General features: G+C 64.5%; 17 protein-coding genes. 14 read left to right on the forward strand and 3 right to left on the reverse strand.

The genetic code is table 11. The features are described 5' to 3' along the window. Positions 1–127: 127 nt before the first annotated feature. The 3 genes from Ga0102493_RS07190 to prfB all read left to right on the forward strand — a co-directional run bounded on the left by Ga0102493_RS07190 (position 128) and on the right by prfB (position 4,433). Positions 128–2,641: a penicillin-binding protein 1A gene (locus Ga0102493_RS07190; protein ID WP_034904700.1), complete on the forward strand. Its 2,514-nt coding sequence runs from the start codon at positions 128–130 to the stop codon at positions 2,639–2,641. 41 nt (positions 2,642–2,682) lie between these two features. Further along, positions 2,683–3,213, forward strand: a complete 531-nt coding sequence (locus Ga0102493_RS07195) for a peroxiredoxin (protein ID WP_034904697.1) — start codon at positions 2,683–2,685, stop codon at positions 3,211–3,213. Positions 3,214–3,305: 92 nt separating this feature from the next. Continuing rightward, positions 3,306–4,433: a peptide chain release factor 2 gene (gene prfB, locus Ga0102493_RS07200; protein WP_034904695.1), complete on the forward strand. Its 1,128-nt coding sequence runs from the start codon at positions 3,306–3,308 to the stop codon at positions 4,431–4,433. A 6-nt stretch (positions 4,434–4,439) separates the two neighbouring features. Here the strand turns inward: prfB and Ga0102493_RS07205 are convergent, their stop codons facing one another. Beyond that, entirely contained in the window at positions 4,440–5,054 is a 615-nt protein-coding gene (locus Ga0102493_RS07205; RefSeq protein ID WP_034904692.1) for a hypothetical protein, read from the reverse strand. 86 nt (positions 5,055–5,140) lie between these two features. On the opposite strand from Ga0102493_RS07205, the gene Ga0102493_RS07210 reads away from it, so the two are divergent. Continuing rightward, positions 5,141–5,866, forward strand: a complete 726-nt coding sequence (locus tag Ga0102493_RS07210) for a class I SAM-dependent methyltransferase (RefSeq protein ID WP_034904689.1) — start codon at positions 5,141–5,143, stop codon at positions 5,864–5,866. 119 nt (positions 5,867–5,985) lie between these two features. After that, on the forward strand, positions 5,986–7,389 hold the full coding sequence (locus tag Ga0102493_RS07215; protein ID WP_034904686.1) for an NAD(P)H-dependent flavin oxidoreductase: 1,404 nt from the start codon (positions 5,986–5,988) through the stop codon (positions 7,387–7,389). A gap of 131 nt (positions 7,390–7,520) precedes the next feature. Here Ga0102493_RS07215 and Ga0102493_RS07220 read toward each other — a convergent pair whose 3' ends face one another. Beyond that, positions 7,521–8,531: a 2-hydroxyacid dehydrogenase gene (locus tag Ga0102493_RS07220; protein WP_034904684.1), complete on the reverse strand. Its 1,011-nt coding sequence runs from the start codon at positions 8,529–8,531 to the stop codon at positions 7,521–7,523. A gap of 106 nt (positions 8,532–8,637) precedes the next feature. On the opposite strand from Ga0102493_RS07220, the gene Ga0102493_RS07225 reads away from it, so the two are divergent. Beyond that, on the forward strand, positions 8,638–9,132 hold the full coding sequence (locus Ga0102493_RS07225) for an SH3 domain-containing protein (RefSeq protein ID WP_034904682.1): 495 nt from the start codon (positions 8,638–8,640) through the stop codon (positions 9,130–9,132). A gap of 153 nt (positions 9,133–9,285) precedes the next feature. Here Ga0102493_RS07225 and Ga0102493_RS07230 read toward each other — a convergent pair whose 3' ends face one another. After that, positions 9,286–10,482 (reverse strand): thiolase family protein, encoded by a 1,197-nt coding sequence (locus Ga0102493_RS07230; protein WP_034904679.1) that lies wholly within the window; start codon positions 10,480–10,482, stop codon positions 9,286–9,288. Between the two features lie 189 nt (positions 10,483–10,671). Here Ga0102493_RS07230 and Ga0102493_RS07235 point away from each other — a divergent pair, with 189 nt between their 5' ends. The 8 genes from Ga0102493_RS07235 (at position 10,672) to nuoE (ending at position 17,392) form a co-directional block, all read left to right on the forward strand. Further along, positions 10,672–12,102 (forward strand): coniferyl aldehyde dehydrogenase, encoded by a 1,431-nt coding sequence (locus Ga0102493_RS07235; protein WP_034904678.1) that lies wholly within the window; start codon positions 10,672–10,674, stop codon positions 12,100–12,102. Continuing rightward, positions 12,099–13,337: an SMP-30/gluconolactonase/LRE family protein gene (locus Ga0102493_RS07240; RefSeq protein ID WP_034904677.1), complete on the forward strand. Its 1,239-nt coding sequence runs from the start codon at positions 12,099–12,101 to the stop codon at positions 13,335–13,337. The genes Ga0102493_RS07235 and Ga0102493_RS07240 overlap by 4 nt, the downstream gene beginning before the upstream one ends. 119 nt (positions 13,338–13,456) lie before the next feature. Then, positions 13,457–13,831 (forward strand): NADH-quinone oxidoreductase subunit A, encoded by a 375-nt coding sequence (locus Ga0102493_RS07245; protein ID WP_034905099.1) that lies wholly within the window; start codon positions 13,457–13,459, stop codon positions 13,829–13,831. Positions 13,832–13,881: 50 nt separating this feature from the next. Further along, complete coding sequence (locus Ga0102493_RS07250; protein ID WP_051698191.1) at positions 13,882–14,421, forward strand: NuoB/complex I 20 kDa subunit family protein; 540 nt, start codon at positions 13,882–13,884, stop codon at positions 14,419–14,421. A 10-nt stretch (positions 14,422–14,431) separates the two neighbouring features. Further along, positions 14,432–15,304 (forward strand): NADH-quinone oxidoreductase subunit C, encoded by an 873-nt coding sequence (locus Ga0102493_RS07255; RefSeq protein ID WP_034904676.1) that lies wholly within the window; start codon positions 14,432–14,434, stop codon positions 15,302–15,304. Then, positions 15,301–16,512, forward strand: coding sequence for an NADH-quinone oxidoreductase subunit D (locus Ga0102493_RS07260; protein WP_034904675.1), 1,212 nt, complete (start codon positions 15,301–15,303; stop codon positions 16,510–16,512). Before Ga0102493_RS07255 ends, Ga0102493_RS07260 begins: the two co-directional genes overlap by 4 nt. Further along, positions 16,512–16,724, forward strand: coding sequence for a hypothetical protein (locus Ga0102493_RS07265; RefSeq protein WP_069297482.1), 213 nt, complete (start codon positions 16,512–16,514; stop codon positions 16,722–16,724). The genes Ga0102493_RS07260 and Ga0102493_RS07265 overlap by 1 nt, the downstream gene beginning before the upstream one ends. Then, a complete protein-coding gene (gene nuoE / locus Ga0102493_RS07270) occupies positions 16,724–17,392 on the forward strand; it encodes an NADH-quinone oxidoreductase subunit NuoE (RefSeq protein WP_034904673.1) in 669 nt (222 codons plus the stop codon). Before Ga0102493_RS07265 ends, nuoE begins: the two co-directional genes overlap by 1 nt. Positions 17,393–17,395 lie beyond the last annotated feature (3 nt).

Genomic DNA, 17,395 nt, shown 5'->3' on the forward strand with positions numbered 1-17,395 from the left:
CTTTCCCGATGGCGTGTTCATGCCGCTGTAAGCCGCCCCGCGCGAAAGGCGGCAGATGGATGCGCGAAGCGACTGGCATGTCGCTTGCACGCCGTGCTAGTAGGCCGTGCCCATTTCCTGATCGACCATGACCGACCCCGCCAATCTCTCCTTTTCCGATTATGCTCGCTATCGCGTCAGCCGCGATCTGACGGGGCTTGCCGGATGGTTCGGCGCGAAATGGCGCGGGAGCATCCTGTTCAAGCTGGCCGCCGCCGCGTTCGCGGTGCTGGTCGCGCTTTGGATGGCTGCGTGGATCTGGCTTGCGAGCGACCTGCCGGATGCGGACAAACTGCTCGAATACGAGACCCCTCTGCCCACGGTCGTGCGCGGTTTCGATGGCGAGATCGTCCATTCCTATGCGCGTGAGCGGCGCGTCCAGCTGCAATATCCCGATTTCCCCGAGCGGCTGAAGCAGGCCTATATTTCGGCCGAGGACAAGACCTTCTACAGCCATGGCGGTGTCGATCTGACCGGTACGATCAATGCCGCCTTCGACTATGCCCGCAAGATGGGCACGGGCGAGCGCGCGGTGGGCGGCTCGACCATCACCCAGCAGGTCGCCAAGAACCTGCTTTTGGGCGATGAATATTCGGTCACCCGCAAGCTCAAGGAAATGATCCTCGCCAGCCGGATCGAGGATGCGATGAGCAAGCAGGAGATCCTCGAGCTTTATCTCAACGAGATCCCGCTCGGCCGACGGTCTTTCGGGGTGCAGGCGGCCGCACGGGCCTATTTCGACAAGGACGTGGCGGATCTCGAACTCCATGAAATGGCCTTCCTCGCGATCCTGCCCAAGGCGCCCGAACGGTACGGCCGCAAGGGTCAGGAACAGGCGGCGCTGGGCCGGCGCAATTTCGTGCTCGGCCAGATGGAAGCGAACGGCTTCATCACCGAGGCCGAACGCGCCGCGGCCGCCGCGAAGCCGCTCGGCCTCGTTACCCAGCGGCGCGAGCGCAGCATCGATGCCGGCTATTTCCTCGAGGAAGTTCGCCGCGAGCTGATCGCGCAATTCGGCGAGACTGCCGAAGACGGTCCGAACAGCGTCTATGCGGGCGGATTGTGGGTGCGCACCTCGCTCGACCCGGAAATGCAGGATGCCGCACGCGAGGCCCTGCGCGATGGCCTGCTGCGCTATCACGGCAATCGCGGGTGGAGCGGGGCGATCGCCACCATCGATGTCAGCGAGGGCAATTGGGCGCGCCAGCTGCAAAGCTCCCCGCTCGGCATCCGTTACAAGGACTGGCGCCTCGGCGTCGTCACCAGCCGCGAAGGCTCCTCGGCCCGGATCGGCTTTTCCGATGGGCTCGAAGCGCCGCTCACCGGCCTTCCGAACGCGCTTGGGACCGGCGATGTTATCGTCGCGAAGCCTGCCGGGGCCGGGTACGCGGTCGCCACCGTGCCAGAGGCGCAGGGCGGTCTCGTCGTGCAGGACGCACAATATGGCCGCGTGCTCGCAATGCAGGGCGGGTTCGATTTCCGCCTGTCCGATTTCAACCGCGCAACCCAGGCCAATCGCCAGCCGGGCTCCACGATCAAACCCTTCGTTTACGCCGCCGGGCTCGATAACGGGATGACCCCTTCCACCCAGGTCGATAACACCCGCTACTGTTACTACCAGGGCGCCAATCTCGGCGAGAAGTGCATTCGCGGCGGTCGTGCGGGCCAGTTCCCGATGCGTTACGGGCTTGAGCAGTCGCAGAACATCATGACCGTGCAGATCGGTTCGACCGTCGGGTTCGACAACGTGGTCGAAACGATCGAACGCATGAACATCAGCGACGAGGCGCAGCCTTATCCGTCCACCGCGCTGGGCGCGGGAGAGACCACGGTTTCGAAGATGGTCGCCGCCTATGCCGCGCTCGCCAATCACGGCCGCCTCAACGAACCGACAGTGATCGACTATGTCCAGGACCGCCGCGGTAAGGTCATCTGGCGGGCGGACGAGCGCGCCTGCACGGGCTGCAACATGCCCGAGTGGGACGGCACGCCGATGCCGCGCTTCGGCCTCAAGGGCGAACAGGCGATGGATCCGCGCACGGCGTTTCAGGTGATGCACATGCTCAAAGGCGTGGTCCAACGCGGCACGGCGACGAACCTGCGTGATCTCGGCCTGCCGCTGTTCGGCAAGACGGGCACCACCAGCGGGCCCAAGGACGTTTGGTTCATCGGCGGTACGCAGGAACTGATCGCGGGGGCCTATGTGGGCTTCGATTCCCCGCGCAACATGGGTGGCTATGCCTATGGCGGGACGATCGCAGCACCGATCGTCAAGAGCCTGATCCAGAAGACGAAAACGCGCTGGTCCGACCTCCCGCCGGTCGCGCCCGAAGGCGTGCGGATGGTCCGGATCGACCGTCGAACGGGCAAACGCGTCTTCGACGGCTATCCGAGCGACGATCCGCTGTCGGCGATCATCTGGGAGGCGTTCAAGCCCGATACCGAGCCGGAACGCTTCACCCGCCAGGACGCGGTCGCCGCACGCCGAGACGAGATTCTCGAACTGATCCGCACCGGGCGCCTCGGCGCGGTCCCGCGCGCGCAGGAAAACGCGTTCGGCCAGCCGAGCGATTTCGTCGAGGAGCAGGGCGGCATCTATTGAGCCCGCCCAAGCGTAGCTTTCGCATTCAGGAGGAAACCGTCATGACCCGCTTCCGCACCCTTTTGGTCGCCGCGCTTGCCGTCGGGGTCGTCGCTGCCCCCGCTTCGGCCGAACTTCCGGTTGGAGCCGCAGCTCCCGGTTTTTCGACCAAGGCCGCGCTCGCGGGCGAGGAATTCGCCTTTTCCCTGCGCGAGGCGTTGAAGAAAGGCCCGGTCGTGCTCTATTTCTACCCCAAGGCCTTCACGCGGGGCTGCACGCTCGAAGCCAATGCCTTCGCCGAGACCATGCCCGAATTCAAGAAAGCAGGAGCGAGCGTGATCGGCATGTCGAATGACGACATCGCAACGCTCAAGCGCTTCAGCCGAGAGGAGTGCCGCGACGCATTCCCGGTAGGCGTCGCGAGCGCGAAGGTAATCGCCGATTACGACGTTAAATACGCCGCCACTGACCTTGCCAGCCGCACCTCCTATGTCATCGCGCCTGACGGGCGGATCGTTGCGGTCCATTCGGACAGCGACTATCGCGGCCACGTCACCGAAACGCTCGCCGCGGTGCGCGCGCTGTCTCGGTAAGGGTGGCGCGCTGATCTTTACAATCGCATGATGCTCGCTAGGTGAGGCGTCCCGCTGGCGAGCGGGCGTCTCTAGCGTTGAAGGAACCATGCATGCGGGCAGAAGCCCAGGCCCATATCGACCGTATCGAAGCCGCACTCGCGCTCGTGCGCCAGTCGCTCGACTGGGAGCGTGCGCTGCGGCGGTTGGACGAACTCAATGCCCGCGTGCAGGATCCGACCCTGTGGGACGATCCCAAGGAAGCGCAGGCGATCAGCCGCGAGCAGAAGACGCTCGAGACCGCGGTGAACACGGTGCGCGAAATCTCGAGCGAGATGTCCGATGCGATCGAATTCATCGAAATGGGCGAGGCCGAGGGCGAGGATGCCGTCGTCCAGGACGGGCTGAAAAGCCTCGAACGGCTTGCCGTGCGGGCCGACGCCGACAAGGTCCAGGCGCTTCTTTCGGGCGAAGCGGACGGCAACGACACCTATCTCGAAATTCATGCCGGCGCTGGCGGGACCGAGAGCCAGGACTGGGCCGAGATGCTTTTCCGCATGTATTCGCGCTGGGCCGAGCGGCGAGGATTCAAGGTCGAGACGGTCGAATACCAGGCGGGCGAGGCCGCGGGGATCAAGTCGGCGACGCTGCTCCTGAAGGGCGAGAACGCATACGGTTATGCCAAGACCGAAAGCGGGGTTCACCGGCTTGTCCGGATCAGTCCCTATGACAGCAGCGCGCGCCGCCACACCAGCTTTTCCAGCGTCTGGGTCTATCCCGTCATCGACGACGACATCGACATCGAGATCAACCCCGCCGACCTCAAGATCGACACCTACCGGGCGTCCGGGGCTGGCGGGCAACACGTCAACACGACCGATTCCGCCGTTCGTATCACCCACCAGCCGACCGGCATCGTGGTGGCGAGCCAGAACGACCGCAGCCAGCACAAGAACCGCGCGACCGCGATGAACATGCTGAAAGCGCGCCTGTTCGAACGCGAAATGGCCGAGCGCGAAGCGGCGGCTTCGGGCGAGTACCAGGAAAAAAGCGAGATCGGGTGGGGTCACCAGATCCGCTCCTATGTTCTGCAGCCCTACCAGATGGTGAAGGACCTGCGCACCGGGGTCACATCGACTTCGCCCGACAACGTGCTCGACGGGGAGATCGACCCGTTCATATCGGCCGCGCTCGCGCAGCAGGTGACGGGCGAGACGGTCGAGATCGAGGACGTCGAATAGGCAGGGCTATTCGGGGGCCTCATCCTCGCCGATTTCATGCTCATTGTCGGCGGGGACGATCGTCACCACCGGTTCGACCGGGAAGATCCGCGACGCGGAAAGCTCGGCCACCCCCTCGCGCGCGGCGTCGAGCAGGGCTTCGCGGGTCGTGAAACGGCAAGTGCGCGAGCCGCCGTCCTCGAACAGACGCTCCATGCCGTCGCGCCGGGGCGTGCCGTCGCAGTTCGGCGCATGGAGCGCGAGCCGGGCGCTCTCGTACCGCGCGATATAGAACTGGACCTCGCGCGGTTCCGTCTCGTCCTCGCTGACAAAGGCGAGATACCAGCCGTTGGCCGCCCCGGGTATGGCGACGAGCGAGAGCAGGGCTTCACGGTCTTCCGCGAATTCGGCCCCCGGTTCGCCCGGCGAGCGGAGCGGCACGATCCTGGTCCTGCCATCGCCAAGCGCTTCGAACCGCGCGAATTGCCGGGTCGAGCCTTCGGGGAAATTCGCGCCGATCTCGTAATGTCCGTCAAGTTCGACCGAGGCCAGATCGTCGGGCGCGAACAGCGCGCCGTTGCCGATCCAGCATCCGCCGAGCAGGAGCGCCAGCAGCGCTGCCAGAAAACCGCGCAGGGACATGGGCAAGCTTCCTCAGTGACCGGAGGGGATTGCCGACGAATTTCGCTTTTGCCAAGCCGGATTCCAGAGGCTAAGCCAGTGCTTCGATGCGCTTGCGACTGCTCCCGGCCCTGACGCTGTCCCTGATGGCGATACCGCTTGCCGCCTGCGACGGGCTGTTCGCCACTTCCGACCGGCCCGAGACCGCGCTGGACTTTCCCGAGCCTGACCGCCCCGTTGCCCGCGTCGTCTCCAACCAGTTCGCCGACGAGGATGCCCGCGACGAACGCGACGAGGCGCGGATCGTGATGGACCTTGCCGATATCAAGGCCGGCATGACGGTTGCCGATATCGGCGCGGGCGAAGGATATTACACCGTTCGCCTCGCCGAGCGAGTGGGCGAGGAAGGCCGCGTGCTGGCGCAGGACATCGACTGGGAAGCGCTCGAACGGCTCGGCCAGCGGGTCGAGCGCGAGCGGCTCGAGAACATTTCGATCAAGCCCGGCCGCGCCGACGATCCGCAATTGCCGCCCGACAGTTTCGACCGGATCTTCCTCGTTCACATGTATCACGAGGTGACCGAGCCCTATGCCTTCCTCTGGCGGATGTGGCCCGCGCTGACCGCGCAAGGCGAGATCGTCGTCGTCGAAACTGACCGCCCCGTCGGGCGTCATGGCCTGCCCCATGCCCTGCTTTTCTGCGAGTTCGAGGCGGTCGGCTATACGCTCATCGAATATCTCGAACGGCCCGACATCAAGGGTTATTTCGCCCGCTTCGGCAAGGGCCAAGCCCGCGTCGAACCCGAGGCGATCAAACCGTGCAGGGCAGGCTGATGCCACCTGCAAAAGGGCGGAGAAGCCTCCGATAGGTCATTGCCGCAGCCTTGCGGCTTCCTTATGTGACACCGGAAATTCAGCGCAAGGAAAGGCGCCTTGCGAACAGGAGTTGTTAATTGTTCAAGGGATTGAGCCCGATCGTCTATGGCGGGCGCGAAGTGTGGCCGCTTATCGAAGGCGGCAAGGGCGTGTCTGCGACAAATCATGCAAGCTCGGGCGCATGGGCGGCTGCGGGCGGCATCGGCACGGTGAGCGCGGTGAATGCCGACAGCTATGACGAAGACGGCAACGTCATCCCGCAGGTCTATCCGCAGGCGACCCGCCAGGAACGGCACGAGCAGCTGATCCGCTATGCCATCGACGGAGCGAGCGAACAGGTCCGCCGAGCCTATGAGATTTCGGGCGGCAAGGGCGCGATCAACATCAACGTGCTGTGGGAAATGGGCGGCGCGCAGGCCGTGCTCGAAGGCGTGCTCGAACGCACGCGCGGCATGGTAGCGGGCGTCACCTGCGGGGCGGGCATGCCCTACAAGCTGGCCGAGATCGCAGCGCGCTTCAATGTCAGCTACCTACCGATCGTGAGTTCGGGTCGAGCGTTTCGCGCATTGTGGAAACGCAGCTACCACAAGGTGCCCGAATTGATGGCCGCGGTCGTATACGAGGACCCGTGGCTCGCCGGCGGGCACAATGGTCTTTCCAATGCCGAGGACCCGCGCCAGCCGCAGGACCCCTATCCCCGGGTCAAGGAACTGCGCGACATGATGCGTAAGGAAGGCGTGTCGGAAGACGTGCCGATCGTCATGGCGGGCGGGGTCTGGTACCTGCGCGAATGGAACGACTGGATCGATAATCCGGAACTCGGCAAGATCGCCTTCCAGTTCGGCACGCGGCCGCTGCTGACGCAGGAAAGCCCGATCCCGCAGGTCTGGAAGGACATGCTGCGGACGGTCGAGAAGGGCGACGTGCTGCTGCACAAGTTCTCGCCCACAGGCTTTTACTCGAGCGCGGTGAAAACGCCTTTCCTTTACGATCTGATGCATCGTTCGGAACGCCAGATCCCCTTCCGCAAGCGCGGCGAGATGGACGGCACGGTCCAACTGGGCGACGAAGGCAAGGCGAGGAGTTTCTGGGTCAGCCCAGAGGACAAGCGCAAGGCCGAGACCTGGATGCGCGAGGGCCATACCGAGCCCTTGAAGACTCCCGACAACACGATCGTCTTCGTCACCCCTGACAAGCGCGACGAGATCCGCAAGGACCAGCAGGATTGCATGGGCTGCCTGTCGCATTGCCAGTTTTCGAGCTGGAAGGATCATGACGACTACACCACCGGGCGCCTGGCCGACCCGCGCAGCTTCTGCATCCAGAAGACCCTCCAGGAAATCGCCCATGGCGAGGACCCGCAGGACAATCTCGCCTTCGCCGGGCATTCGGCATACCGGTTCAAGACCGATCCGTTCTATTCCAACGGCTACACGCCGACCGTGGGTGAACTGGTAGAGCGGATCCTCACGGGGGATTGATGAGGCCCGGTGGCCGCGCGCTTCGTGGCCTATGCGGGCTGTTTCACGCCTGCTTGACCGGAGGCATCTAGAGCGCGGATGGTCCCGAATCGCGGCCCATCTGGCAGGCAACGCGGACTACGCATGACCGGTTAGATCAGCCCGGTAAGCACCTGGTCCGGCGGCCTGTGTCCATCGGCCCAGAAACGGATGTTCGCGATCACCTTCTCGCCCGAAGCCTCGCGCCCCTCGGCGGTAGCGCTGCCGATATGGGGGAGGGTCATGACGTTCGGATGGTCGAGCAGGCGCCGGTCGACATTCGGCTCGTCCGGATAGACGTCGAGGCCGGCGCCGGCGAGGCGGCCTTCGTGGAGCGCCTCGATCAGGGCCTCATGATCGATCAGTTCGCCACGCGCGGTGTTGATAACGCTGGCGCCGGCCTTCATCAACCCGATCCTGCGCGCGTCGATCATCCCGCGTGTTTCCTCGGTAAGGGGGCAGTGCAGGGTCAGTATATCGGTCTCGGACACCAGATCGTCGAGATTGGCGATGAAGCGCGCGCCGAACATGCGTTCGGCCGCCTCGGGAAGCGGCTTCCTCGCAAAATAGGCAATGTCGAGCCCGAACGCCTTCGCCCGGTGCGCGACCGCCTGGCCTATGCGACCCATACCCACGATTCCGAGCACCTTGCCGCCGATTTTCCGGCCGAGCAGGCCCGAAGGCGCCCACCCGGTCCATTCGCCGCGCCGCACGAGCTGCGTCCCTTCGCGGATACGGCGCGGTACGCCGAGGATCATTGCCATCGCGATATCGGCGGTGTCGTCGGTAAAGACGCCCGGCGTGTTGGTGACGATGATCCGCCGCTTCGCCGCGGCCTCGAGGTCAATATGTTCGGTTCCCGCGCCGAAATTGGCAATGAGGGCGAGCCGATCACCGCAGCTGTCGATCATTTCGGCATCGATCCGGTCGGTCACGGTCGGCACCAGCACGTCGCAGTCCCGCATCGCCGCGCACAGCTCCTCGCGGCTCATCGGCGTGTCGCTTTCATTGAGGACGGCATCGTAAAGTTCGCGCATGCGCGCCTCGACATTCGGCATCAGGTGGCGGGTGACCACGACGCGGGGCTTGCCTGAAGGGAAGTGCGGTGCGCTCGTTGATGCCATGGGAAATTGCGCTAATGGGTGAGGGGCTTGGCGGTCAAGCGGTTCCGGCGAGGCTTGTTCGAATGCGCCGCTTGAAGCCTGCGCGCGGCACGCTATCACGGGGTGCATGAGTGCCCTTCGCCTTGTCGCCGTGCTTGTTCTGGCGGTCGTTGCCGCCGTGAGCCTCGTCGTTTCTCCGGCGAGCGCGCAGGACCGCGAGACGCCCTATTGGGCCACGCTGCGCTTCGACAAGGTGAACCTGCGCGTCGGGCCGAGCCGGGAATATCGCATCGACTGGGTCTATCAGCGCAAGGGCCTGCCGGTGAAGGTCGTGCGCATCCGCGAGGGCTGGCGGCTCGTCGAGGATGCCGAGGGGACGATGGGCTGGATCTCCGAAAGCCAGCTGAGTCGCTCGCGCGGCGCGCTGATCGTGGGCGAGGGGCTTGCCGACATGCGCGAAGGCCCTGACCCTGCCTCGGGCTTGCGCTGGCGGGCCGAACCGGGAGTGGTCGGCCAACTGCAGCGCTGCCGCGACAACTGGTGCGAGATCGACGTGGCGGGGCGCACCGGATGGGTATTCGCCGACCGGCTATGGGGTGACGAGGAACCGGCAGGCGGCTGAGCCTATTCGGATGTCGGCGCCGATGGTCCTGCCGCCTCACCCTGGGGAATCGGAGCCGGCTCCAGCGGCTCGGGGTCCTGCACGGGTGCGTCGCATCCTGCGAGCAGCAGGGCAGTGAGGGCCAGAGACAAAAGCGCCTTTGGCATTATCGACCTAGACCAGTTCGACTGCGACCGCGGTCGCTTCGCCGCCGCCGATGCAGAGCGAGGCGACGCCGCGGGTCTTTCCGTGGTTCTTGAGGGCGTTCAGAAGCGTGACGATGATCCGCGCGCCGCTTGCCCCGATGGGGTGGCCGAGCGCGGTGCCGCCGCCGTTGACGTTGATCCTGTCATGCGGGATGTCGAGATCGCGCATCGCGAACATGGCGACGCAGGCGAAGGCTTCGTTGACTTCGAACAGGTCGACATCCTCCACGCTCCATCCGGCGCGGGCGAGCACTTTCCGGATCGCCGGAATCGGCGCGGTGGTGAACTTGGCCGGCTCCTGCGCGTGAGCGGCGGTGGCGACGATCCTTGCGACCGGCGCGAGACCCTTTGCCTTCGCCACGCTTTCGCGGGTGAGGACCAGCGCCGCCGCCCCGTCCGAGATCGAGCTCGAGGTCGCCGCCGTGATGGTCCCGTCCTTGGCGAAAGCGGGACGCAGGGTCGGGATCTTGTCCGGGCGGCCCTTTCCGGGCTGTTCGTCCTGTTCCACCACCACGTCGCCCTTGCGCGTCGTGACGGTCACCGGGACGACCTCATCGGCGAAGGCGCCGCTTTCGATCGCCTTGTTCGCGCGGGCGAGCGATTCGATCGAATAGGCGTCCATCTCCTCGCGGGTCATCTGGTAATCGTTGGCCGTTTCCTGCGCGAAAGTGCCCATCGCGCGGCCTTCCTCGTAGGCATCCTCGAGCCCATCGAGGAACATGTGGTCATAGGCGGTGTCATGGCCGAGCCGAGCGCCCGAACGGTGTTTTTTCAGCAGGTAGGGCGCATTCGTCATGCTCTCCATGCCGCCGGCGACGACCATGTCGATGGTCCCGCTGGCGAGCGCCTCGGCGCCCATGATGACCGTCTGCATGCCCGATCCGCAGACCTTGTTGACCGTCGTCGCCTCCACCGAAAGCGGAAGGCCTGCCTTCACCATCGCCTGACGCGCGGGCGCCTGGCCGAGTCCTGCGGGCAGGACGCAGCCCATGTAGGCGCGATCGAAATCCTCTCCGCTTGCGCCCGAGCGTTCGATCGCGGCCTTGACCGCTACCGCGCCCAGTTCGGTCGCCGACACGTCCGCCAGCGCGCCCTGCATCCCGCCCATCGGGGTGCGGGCATAGGAGAGGATGACGATCGGGTCTTCGGCTGAGAACTGGGGCATTGCGTGAGAGTCCTTCGTGATGGCTGTGATTTCGCGCGCGGGTCTAGGCCCGAGCCGCGCGGTTGGCAATCGCGCGCGGGGAGGGCTTTCGTGTTACCTTGTCATCGGCCCCGGTTTGGGCAAGTGTCCGTATCGGTGGCAAACCGAAACGGATGCCGACACTCGATACAGGGATCAGGAGAGACACAGATGGCTGACGACAGGCGCGACGAACTCGAAGAGCTGCTGCAGCACCAGCGCGACGCCTTCACCGCCTCGCGGCCCGAGGCGATGAGCCTGCGCAAGGACCGGATCAAGCGCGCGATCGCGTTGCTCAAGGAAAACGACGAGGAACTGTGCCGCGCCATGAGTGCCGATTTCGGCAATCGTGCGCTGGAGCAAAGCATGATCACGGACATTGCGGGCACGGTCGGGCTTGGCAAGGATGCGTTGAAGCACATGGACAGCTGGGCCAAGGTGGACAAGCGCAAGGTCCAGTTTCCTCTGAACCTGCTCGGCGCGAAGGCTGAGGTGCGCTATGAGCCAAAGGGCGTCGTCGGAATCCTCTCGCCGTGGAATTTCCCGGTAAATCTCGCCTTCGCCCCGCTGATGCAGGTGCTCGCGGCAGGCAACAGGGCTATGATCAAGCCATCCGAATTTACCGAGCGCACGAGCGAACTCATGGCCGAGCTGACAGCGAAATATTTCGCGCGCGACGAGGTGGCAGTTGTCACCGGCGGTCCGGAAGTCGCGTCGGCGTTCTCCTCGTTGCCGTTCGATCATCTCGTCTTTACCGGTTCGACCGCCACCGGGCGGCTTGTGATGCAGTCGGCAGCGAAGAACCTCGTGCCCGTCACGCTCGAACTGGGCGGCAAGTCGCCGGTCATCATGGGCCGCAGCGCCGATTTCGCCAAGGCGGGCGAGCGGATCGCATTGGGCAAGATGATGAATGCGGGCCAGATCTGCCTTGCGCCCGATTACATGTATGTTCCCGAGGACAAGGCTGACGAAGCGGTCGCGGGCGTCTCGAACGGCGTGTCGGCGATGTATCCGACCCTGCTGGAGAACGACGACTACTGCTCGATCGTATCCGACCGCCATTTCGATCGGCTCAAGGGTCTTGTCGAGGATGCGCGGGAAAAGGGCGCGGAAGTGATCGAGGTAAATCCGGGCGGTGAGGATTTCGGCTCCTCCAACCAGCGCAAGATGCCTCTTACCATTCTCAGGAACGTCAACGACGACATGGCCGCGATGCAGGAGGAAATCTTCGGGCCGGTCCTGCCGGTGAAAACCTATCGCGCCATCGACGAGGCAGTCGACTACGTCAACGAGCACGACCGTCCGCTCGGCCTGTATTATTTCGGCGAGGACAAGGCCGAACAGGAGCGCGTGCTGAACCGCACGATTTCGGGCGGGGTCACGACCAATGACGTGATCTTCCACGTCTCGATGGAGGACCTGCCCTTTGGCGGGGTGGGGCCGTCGGGGATTGGGAGCTATCACGCGGTCGAGGGCTTCCGCGAATTCAGCCATGCCCGCAGTGTCTATCACCAGCCGAAAATCGACATCGCCAAGCTCGGCGGGTTCAAGCCGCCCTATGGCAAGGGCACGCTGAAGGCCGCGCAGACGATGATGAAATGAGGCGGCTTGCGGGGCTTGCCGCGCTGGCGCTTGCGGTCGCGGCGCCGGTGGCAAGCGAACCGCCCGAATGGCGCCCGGTCGATGCCGCGACCGGCCAGTTGCGCGAGGTCGAGGCGCTCGAGGCACTCGCGCAGGCCTTCCCCGACAGCGGCAGCGTGCGGCTGCGGTTGCTCGAGCCGCTGATCGCGGCGGGCGAGGGGGCGCGAGTGCTCGAAGTGCTGCACTGGCTCGAAGAGCGGGGCTATGTGTTCAGTCCTCCTGCGCGGGAGCAGATCCCGCGTCTTGTCGGCGAAAAACATGCAGATGCGGCGAAGGCGCTGTTGCTGCCTGATGCCGACCCGATCACTGCAAGCGAGGTCGTCGCCCGGGTCCCGGCACAGGCGGGCCTGGTCGAAAGCGTATTCGCCTCGCCCGACCTCTCGACCGTCATCGCCACTTCGGTCACGCGCAAGGCGCTGTGGGTCCGGGAGGATGGGAACTGGCGGAAAGTCTCGTTTCCGGGGGCGAAGGACCTTTCCGGCATCGCGCAGGATACGAAGCGCAACATCAGGTGGGTCGCTTCGTCCGATATCGACGAAAGCGGCGGGGACGGGGACCTTTTCAACGGTGTTATCGGTTCGTCCCCGCTGATCGCCGCGCCGCTGCACATTGCGGTTCCTGCCGGCGTGACCCTGTCCGACATAGCGGTCGACGAGGCCGGGACGGTCTTCGCGAGCGATCCTCTCGGCGGCGGCATCTATCGCGCAGCAATCGGAGAGAGCGCGTTCTCGCCGCTCGTCGAACCGGGCACGTTCCGCTCGCCGCAGGGCCTTGCGCCGAGCGCCGACGGAGCGCGGCTCTTCGTCAGCGACTATCGCTATGGCCTTGCGATGAGCCACCTTGCGTCGGGCGAAGTCTCACGCCTTGCTAGCGACGTGCCCGCGATCCTCGACGGGATCGACGGGCTCTGGCTGCATGGCGCGGAGCTTATCGCGGTGCAGAACGGCACCAGCCCGATGCGGATCAGCGCCTTAGCCCTGTCCGCGGATGGCAGCCGGATCACAGGCGTGCGCGTACTCGAACAGGCGCACCCCAAATGGACCGAGCCGCTCGGCGGCAGCATCGCAGATGGCGCGCTGGTCTATGTTGGGACGGGCCATTGGCGCGATTATGTCGCGGGCGAGCTTGTCGAGGGGCGCGAAACCAAGCCGACCGAGATTCGCCGTCTCCCGCTCGGCTCGGCGAGGGGGCGCTGATCGCACCAACTGTTCGAATTCGTGCAAGTGCGATGCGTCGATTTGCCCGAGTCGCGCCCTTGCGCGCGGTGTGGGACAGGCCTAGGTGGCACGTGGGATAAGCAAGCTTGGACATCGCCGTGATCGACCTCAGCCAGTATCTGCCGATACTGTTATTCATTTTCGTGGCCCTCGGGCTCTCGGTTCTTTTCGTGTTCCTGCCCATGGGCGTCTCGCGGCTGACCGGGGCGCACAATCCGGACGCGGAAAAGCTCAGCGAATATGAATGCGGCTTTCCTGCGTTCGAGGATGCGCGCAGCCAGTTCGACGTGCGGTTCTATCTGGTCGCGATCAGCTTCATCATCTTCGACCTCGAAGCCGCGTTCCTGTTTCCCTGGGCGGTGAGTCTCGGCGAGACGGGCTGGGTGGGCTGGATCGGCATGATGACCTTCCTGTTCATCCTCGCCGTCGGCCTTGCATACGAATGGAAGAAAGGAGCTCTGGACTGGGAATGAGCAAGCCTTCCGAGAGCACTGTCGTCACCCCGCCGCGCGCGCTTCCGGAAATGTCCGGATATGCGACCGCGAAGGGCGGCGAGGTGCGCCAGCCCGACCAGGATTATTTCAACGCGCTCCAGACCGAGGTCAACGACAAGGGCTTCCTCGTCACCTCGACCGAGGACGTGTTCCAGTGGGCCCGCACCGGTTCGCTGTGGTGGATGACCTTCGGCCTAGCCTGCTGCGCGGTCGAGATGATCCACGTGAACATGCCGCGCTATGACATGGAACGCTTCGGCGCCGCCCCGCGCGCGAGCCCGCGTCAGTCGGACCTGATGATCGTTGCTGGCACGCTGTGCAACAAGATGGCCCCGGCGCTTCGCAAGGTCTATGACCAGATGTCGGACCCGAAATACGTGATCAGCATGGGTTCGTGCGCCAATGGCGGCGGCTATTACCACTACAGCTATTCGGTGGTGCGCGGCTGCGACCGCATCGTGCCGGTCGACATCTATGTCCCCGGCTGCCCGCCTACGGCCGAGGCGCTGCTCTATGGCGTGATGCAATTGCAGCGCAAGATCCGCCGCTCCGGCACGATCGAGCGATAGGGCAAGGCTGATGGCAGTCCTTCATTCCGCCCCGAAGATCGCCTCCCACGAAGGCGTTATCGATCGCATTGCCGAGACGATCAGCGTCTGGCTGATCGACGCGAGCGAGGCGTATGGCGAATTGATCTTCACCGTCCGCCGCGACGACATCGAGCGGGTACTGCGCGTCCTGCGCGATGACCATGCATACCAGCAGTTGATGGAAATCGCGGGCGCGGACTATCCCTCGCGGCCCGAACGGTTCGAAGTGGTCTACATGCTGCTTTCGCTGACCAAGAACCACCGCATCATCGTCAAGTGTTCGACCGACGAGGCGACGCCCGTCCCGACCGTCACGACGCTGTGGCCGAATGCGGGCTGGCTCGAGCGCGAAGTGTTCGACATGTTCGGCGTGACCTTCGCCGGCAACCCGGACCTTCGCCGCATCCTCACCGACTATGGCTTCGAAGGGCATCCCTTCCGCAAGGACTTCCCGATGACCGGCTATACCGAGCTGCGCTATTCGGAAGATGAGAAGCGGGTGGTCTACGAACCGGTCGATCTCGCGCAGGACATGCGCACCTTCGACTTCCTCTCCCCGTGGGAGGGTGCGGAATACCAGCTGCCGGGCGACGAGAAGGCGCAGCAGCCGCCGCTCGCCGACGAAAAGAAGCCGCCGGTGAAGGATCCCAAGGTGACCGAAAAGCCCACCGATACCGGTGCGGGCCCGAAGGCGGACGAGAAGGCGGCCGAAGGCACGGCGGCGAACCCGCCCAAGATGAAGGACGGCAATGGCGCGCCCGGCGCTCCGAATGCGACCGAGGACAGCCCCGACCGCGCCCCGGCCAAGAGCAGCGTGCGCGACACCAAGGGCGCGACCAAGCCCGAAGGCGGTGACGAATGAGCATCGAGATCGAAAAGTCGCCGACGACCGAAGGCGACGTCATCACCAATTACACGATCAATTTCGGTCCCCAGCACCCGGCCGCGCACGGCGTCTTGCGCATGGTCATGGAACTGGACGGCGAGGTGATCGAGCGGATCGACCCGCATGTCGGCCTGCTCCACCGCGGCACCGAAAAGCTGATCGAGCACAAGACCTATCTCCAGGCGCTGCCCTATTTCGACCGGCTCGACTACTGCTCGCCGCTGTGCATGGAGCATTCCTACGTCCTCGCGATCGAGAAGCTGCTCAATCTCGAAGTGCCCGAGCGCGCCCAGTACCTGCGCGTCCTGTTTGCCGAACTGACCCGCATTTCCAACCACATGCTCAACATGGGCGCACACGTGCTCGACGTGGGCGCGTTCACGCCGAACCTGTGGATCATGGACCTGCGCGAAGACTGCATGAATTTCTTCGAGCGGGCTTCCGGCGCGCGGATGCACAGCGCATACTTCCGCCCCGGTGGCGTCCACCAGGACGTGCCGGAAAAGCTGCTGGTCGATATCGGTGACTGGCTCGACAACCGTTTCTTCCAGCTGTTCGACGATGCGATGAGCCTCGTGCTCGACAACCGCATCTTCAAGCAGCGCAATGTCGATATCGCCGTGGTCGGCCGCGAGGACGCGGTGGCGTGGGGCTTTTCCGGGCCGATGATCCGCGCGGCGGGCATTCCTTGGGACCTCAGAAAGAGCCAGCCCTACGATGTCTATGACCGGATGGATTTCGAAATTCCGGTCGGCACGAATTCGGACTGCTACGACCGCTTCATGGTTCGGGTCAAAGAGGTGCGCGAGAGCGCGAAGATCATCAAGCAGTGCTTGGCGCAGATGCCCGGTGGGCCGATCGCGGCGGAAAACAGCAAGGTGGTCCCGCCCAAGCGCGGCGAGATGAAGCAGTCGATGGAAAGCCTCATCCACCACTTCAAGCTCTACACCGAAGGCTTCCACGTGCCCGCGGGCGAGGTCTATGTCGCGACCGAAAGCCCCAAGGGCGAATTCGGCGTCTATCTCGTCAGCGACGGCACCAACAAGCCGTACCGCTGCAAGATTCGCCCGACGGCGTTCAGTCACCTGCAGGCGATGGACTTCATGTCCAAGGGCCACATGCTGCCCGATGCGACCGCCATTCTGGGCGCGATCGACGTGGTGTTCGGGGAGTGCGACCGGTGATGAGCTTTTTCCGGCAAATTCTCTGGGATTGCCAACCGGTTTGGGCACGACTGCTGTTTCTCCTGGTCGGCATCCCCGCATTTGTTGGCCTGCGCGCGTTTGATCCGTTGGATTATCCGTCTCTAAATCTAGGCCTTCTTCTCATTTTCGGTGCGACTGTGTCGGTTCAACTGCTCTTCATCGCACGCGCTTTCTATCGGAGTGATGTCTGATGGCTGACCGCACCCCCGCACCCGACACCCCCGAACTGCGCGCGCGCTGGGGCTCGTTCGAATGGACGCCCGAGAACCGCACAAAGGCCGACTGGCACATCGCCAAGTATCCCGAAGGCCGCCAGAAATCGGCGGTCATGCCGCTGCTCGACCTCGCCCAGCGGCAGGTCGGCGCGGAGACCGATACGCAGGGCTGGCTCCCGCTGCCGGTGATCGAATACGTGGCAGCCTATCTCGACATGCCGGTGATCCGCGTGCTCGAGGTCGCGACCTTCTATTTCATGTACAACCTGAAGCCCGTCGGCAAATTCCACGTGCAGGTCTGCGGCACGACGCCCTGCATGCTGCGCGGCTCGGACGACATCATCGCCGCCTGCAAGAGCCGAGGCATGGTGAAGGGCGAAGTTTCGGCAGACGGGCTGTGGACCCTCACCGAGGTCGAATGCATGGGTAATTGCGCGACCGCTCCGATGGTCCAGATCAACGACGACAATTACGAGGACCTGACGCCTGAACGCCTCGACGCCGTGCTCGACGCGCTCGCCGCCGGTGAGCAGCCGAAAACGGGCACGCAGGAGCCGGGGCGCCACACCTCCGAGCCGGTCGGCGGGCCGACCACGCTCAGGGAAATGGTCAGCGAAAACCACGATTACCGGGGCGAATGGTGATCC

The sequence above is a fragment of the Erythrobacter litoralis genome (assembly GCF_001719165.1).
Lineage (GTDB): Bacteria > Pseudomonadota > Alphaproteobacteria > Sphingomonadales > Sphingomonadaceae > Erythrobacter > Erythrobacter litoralis.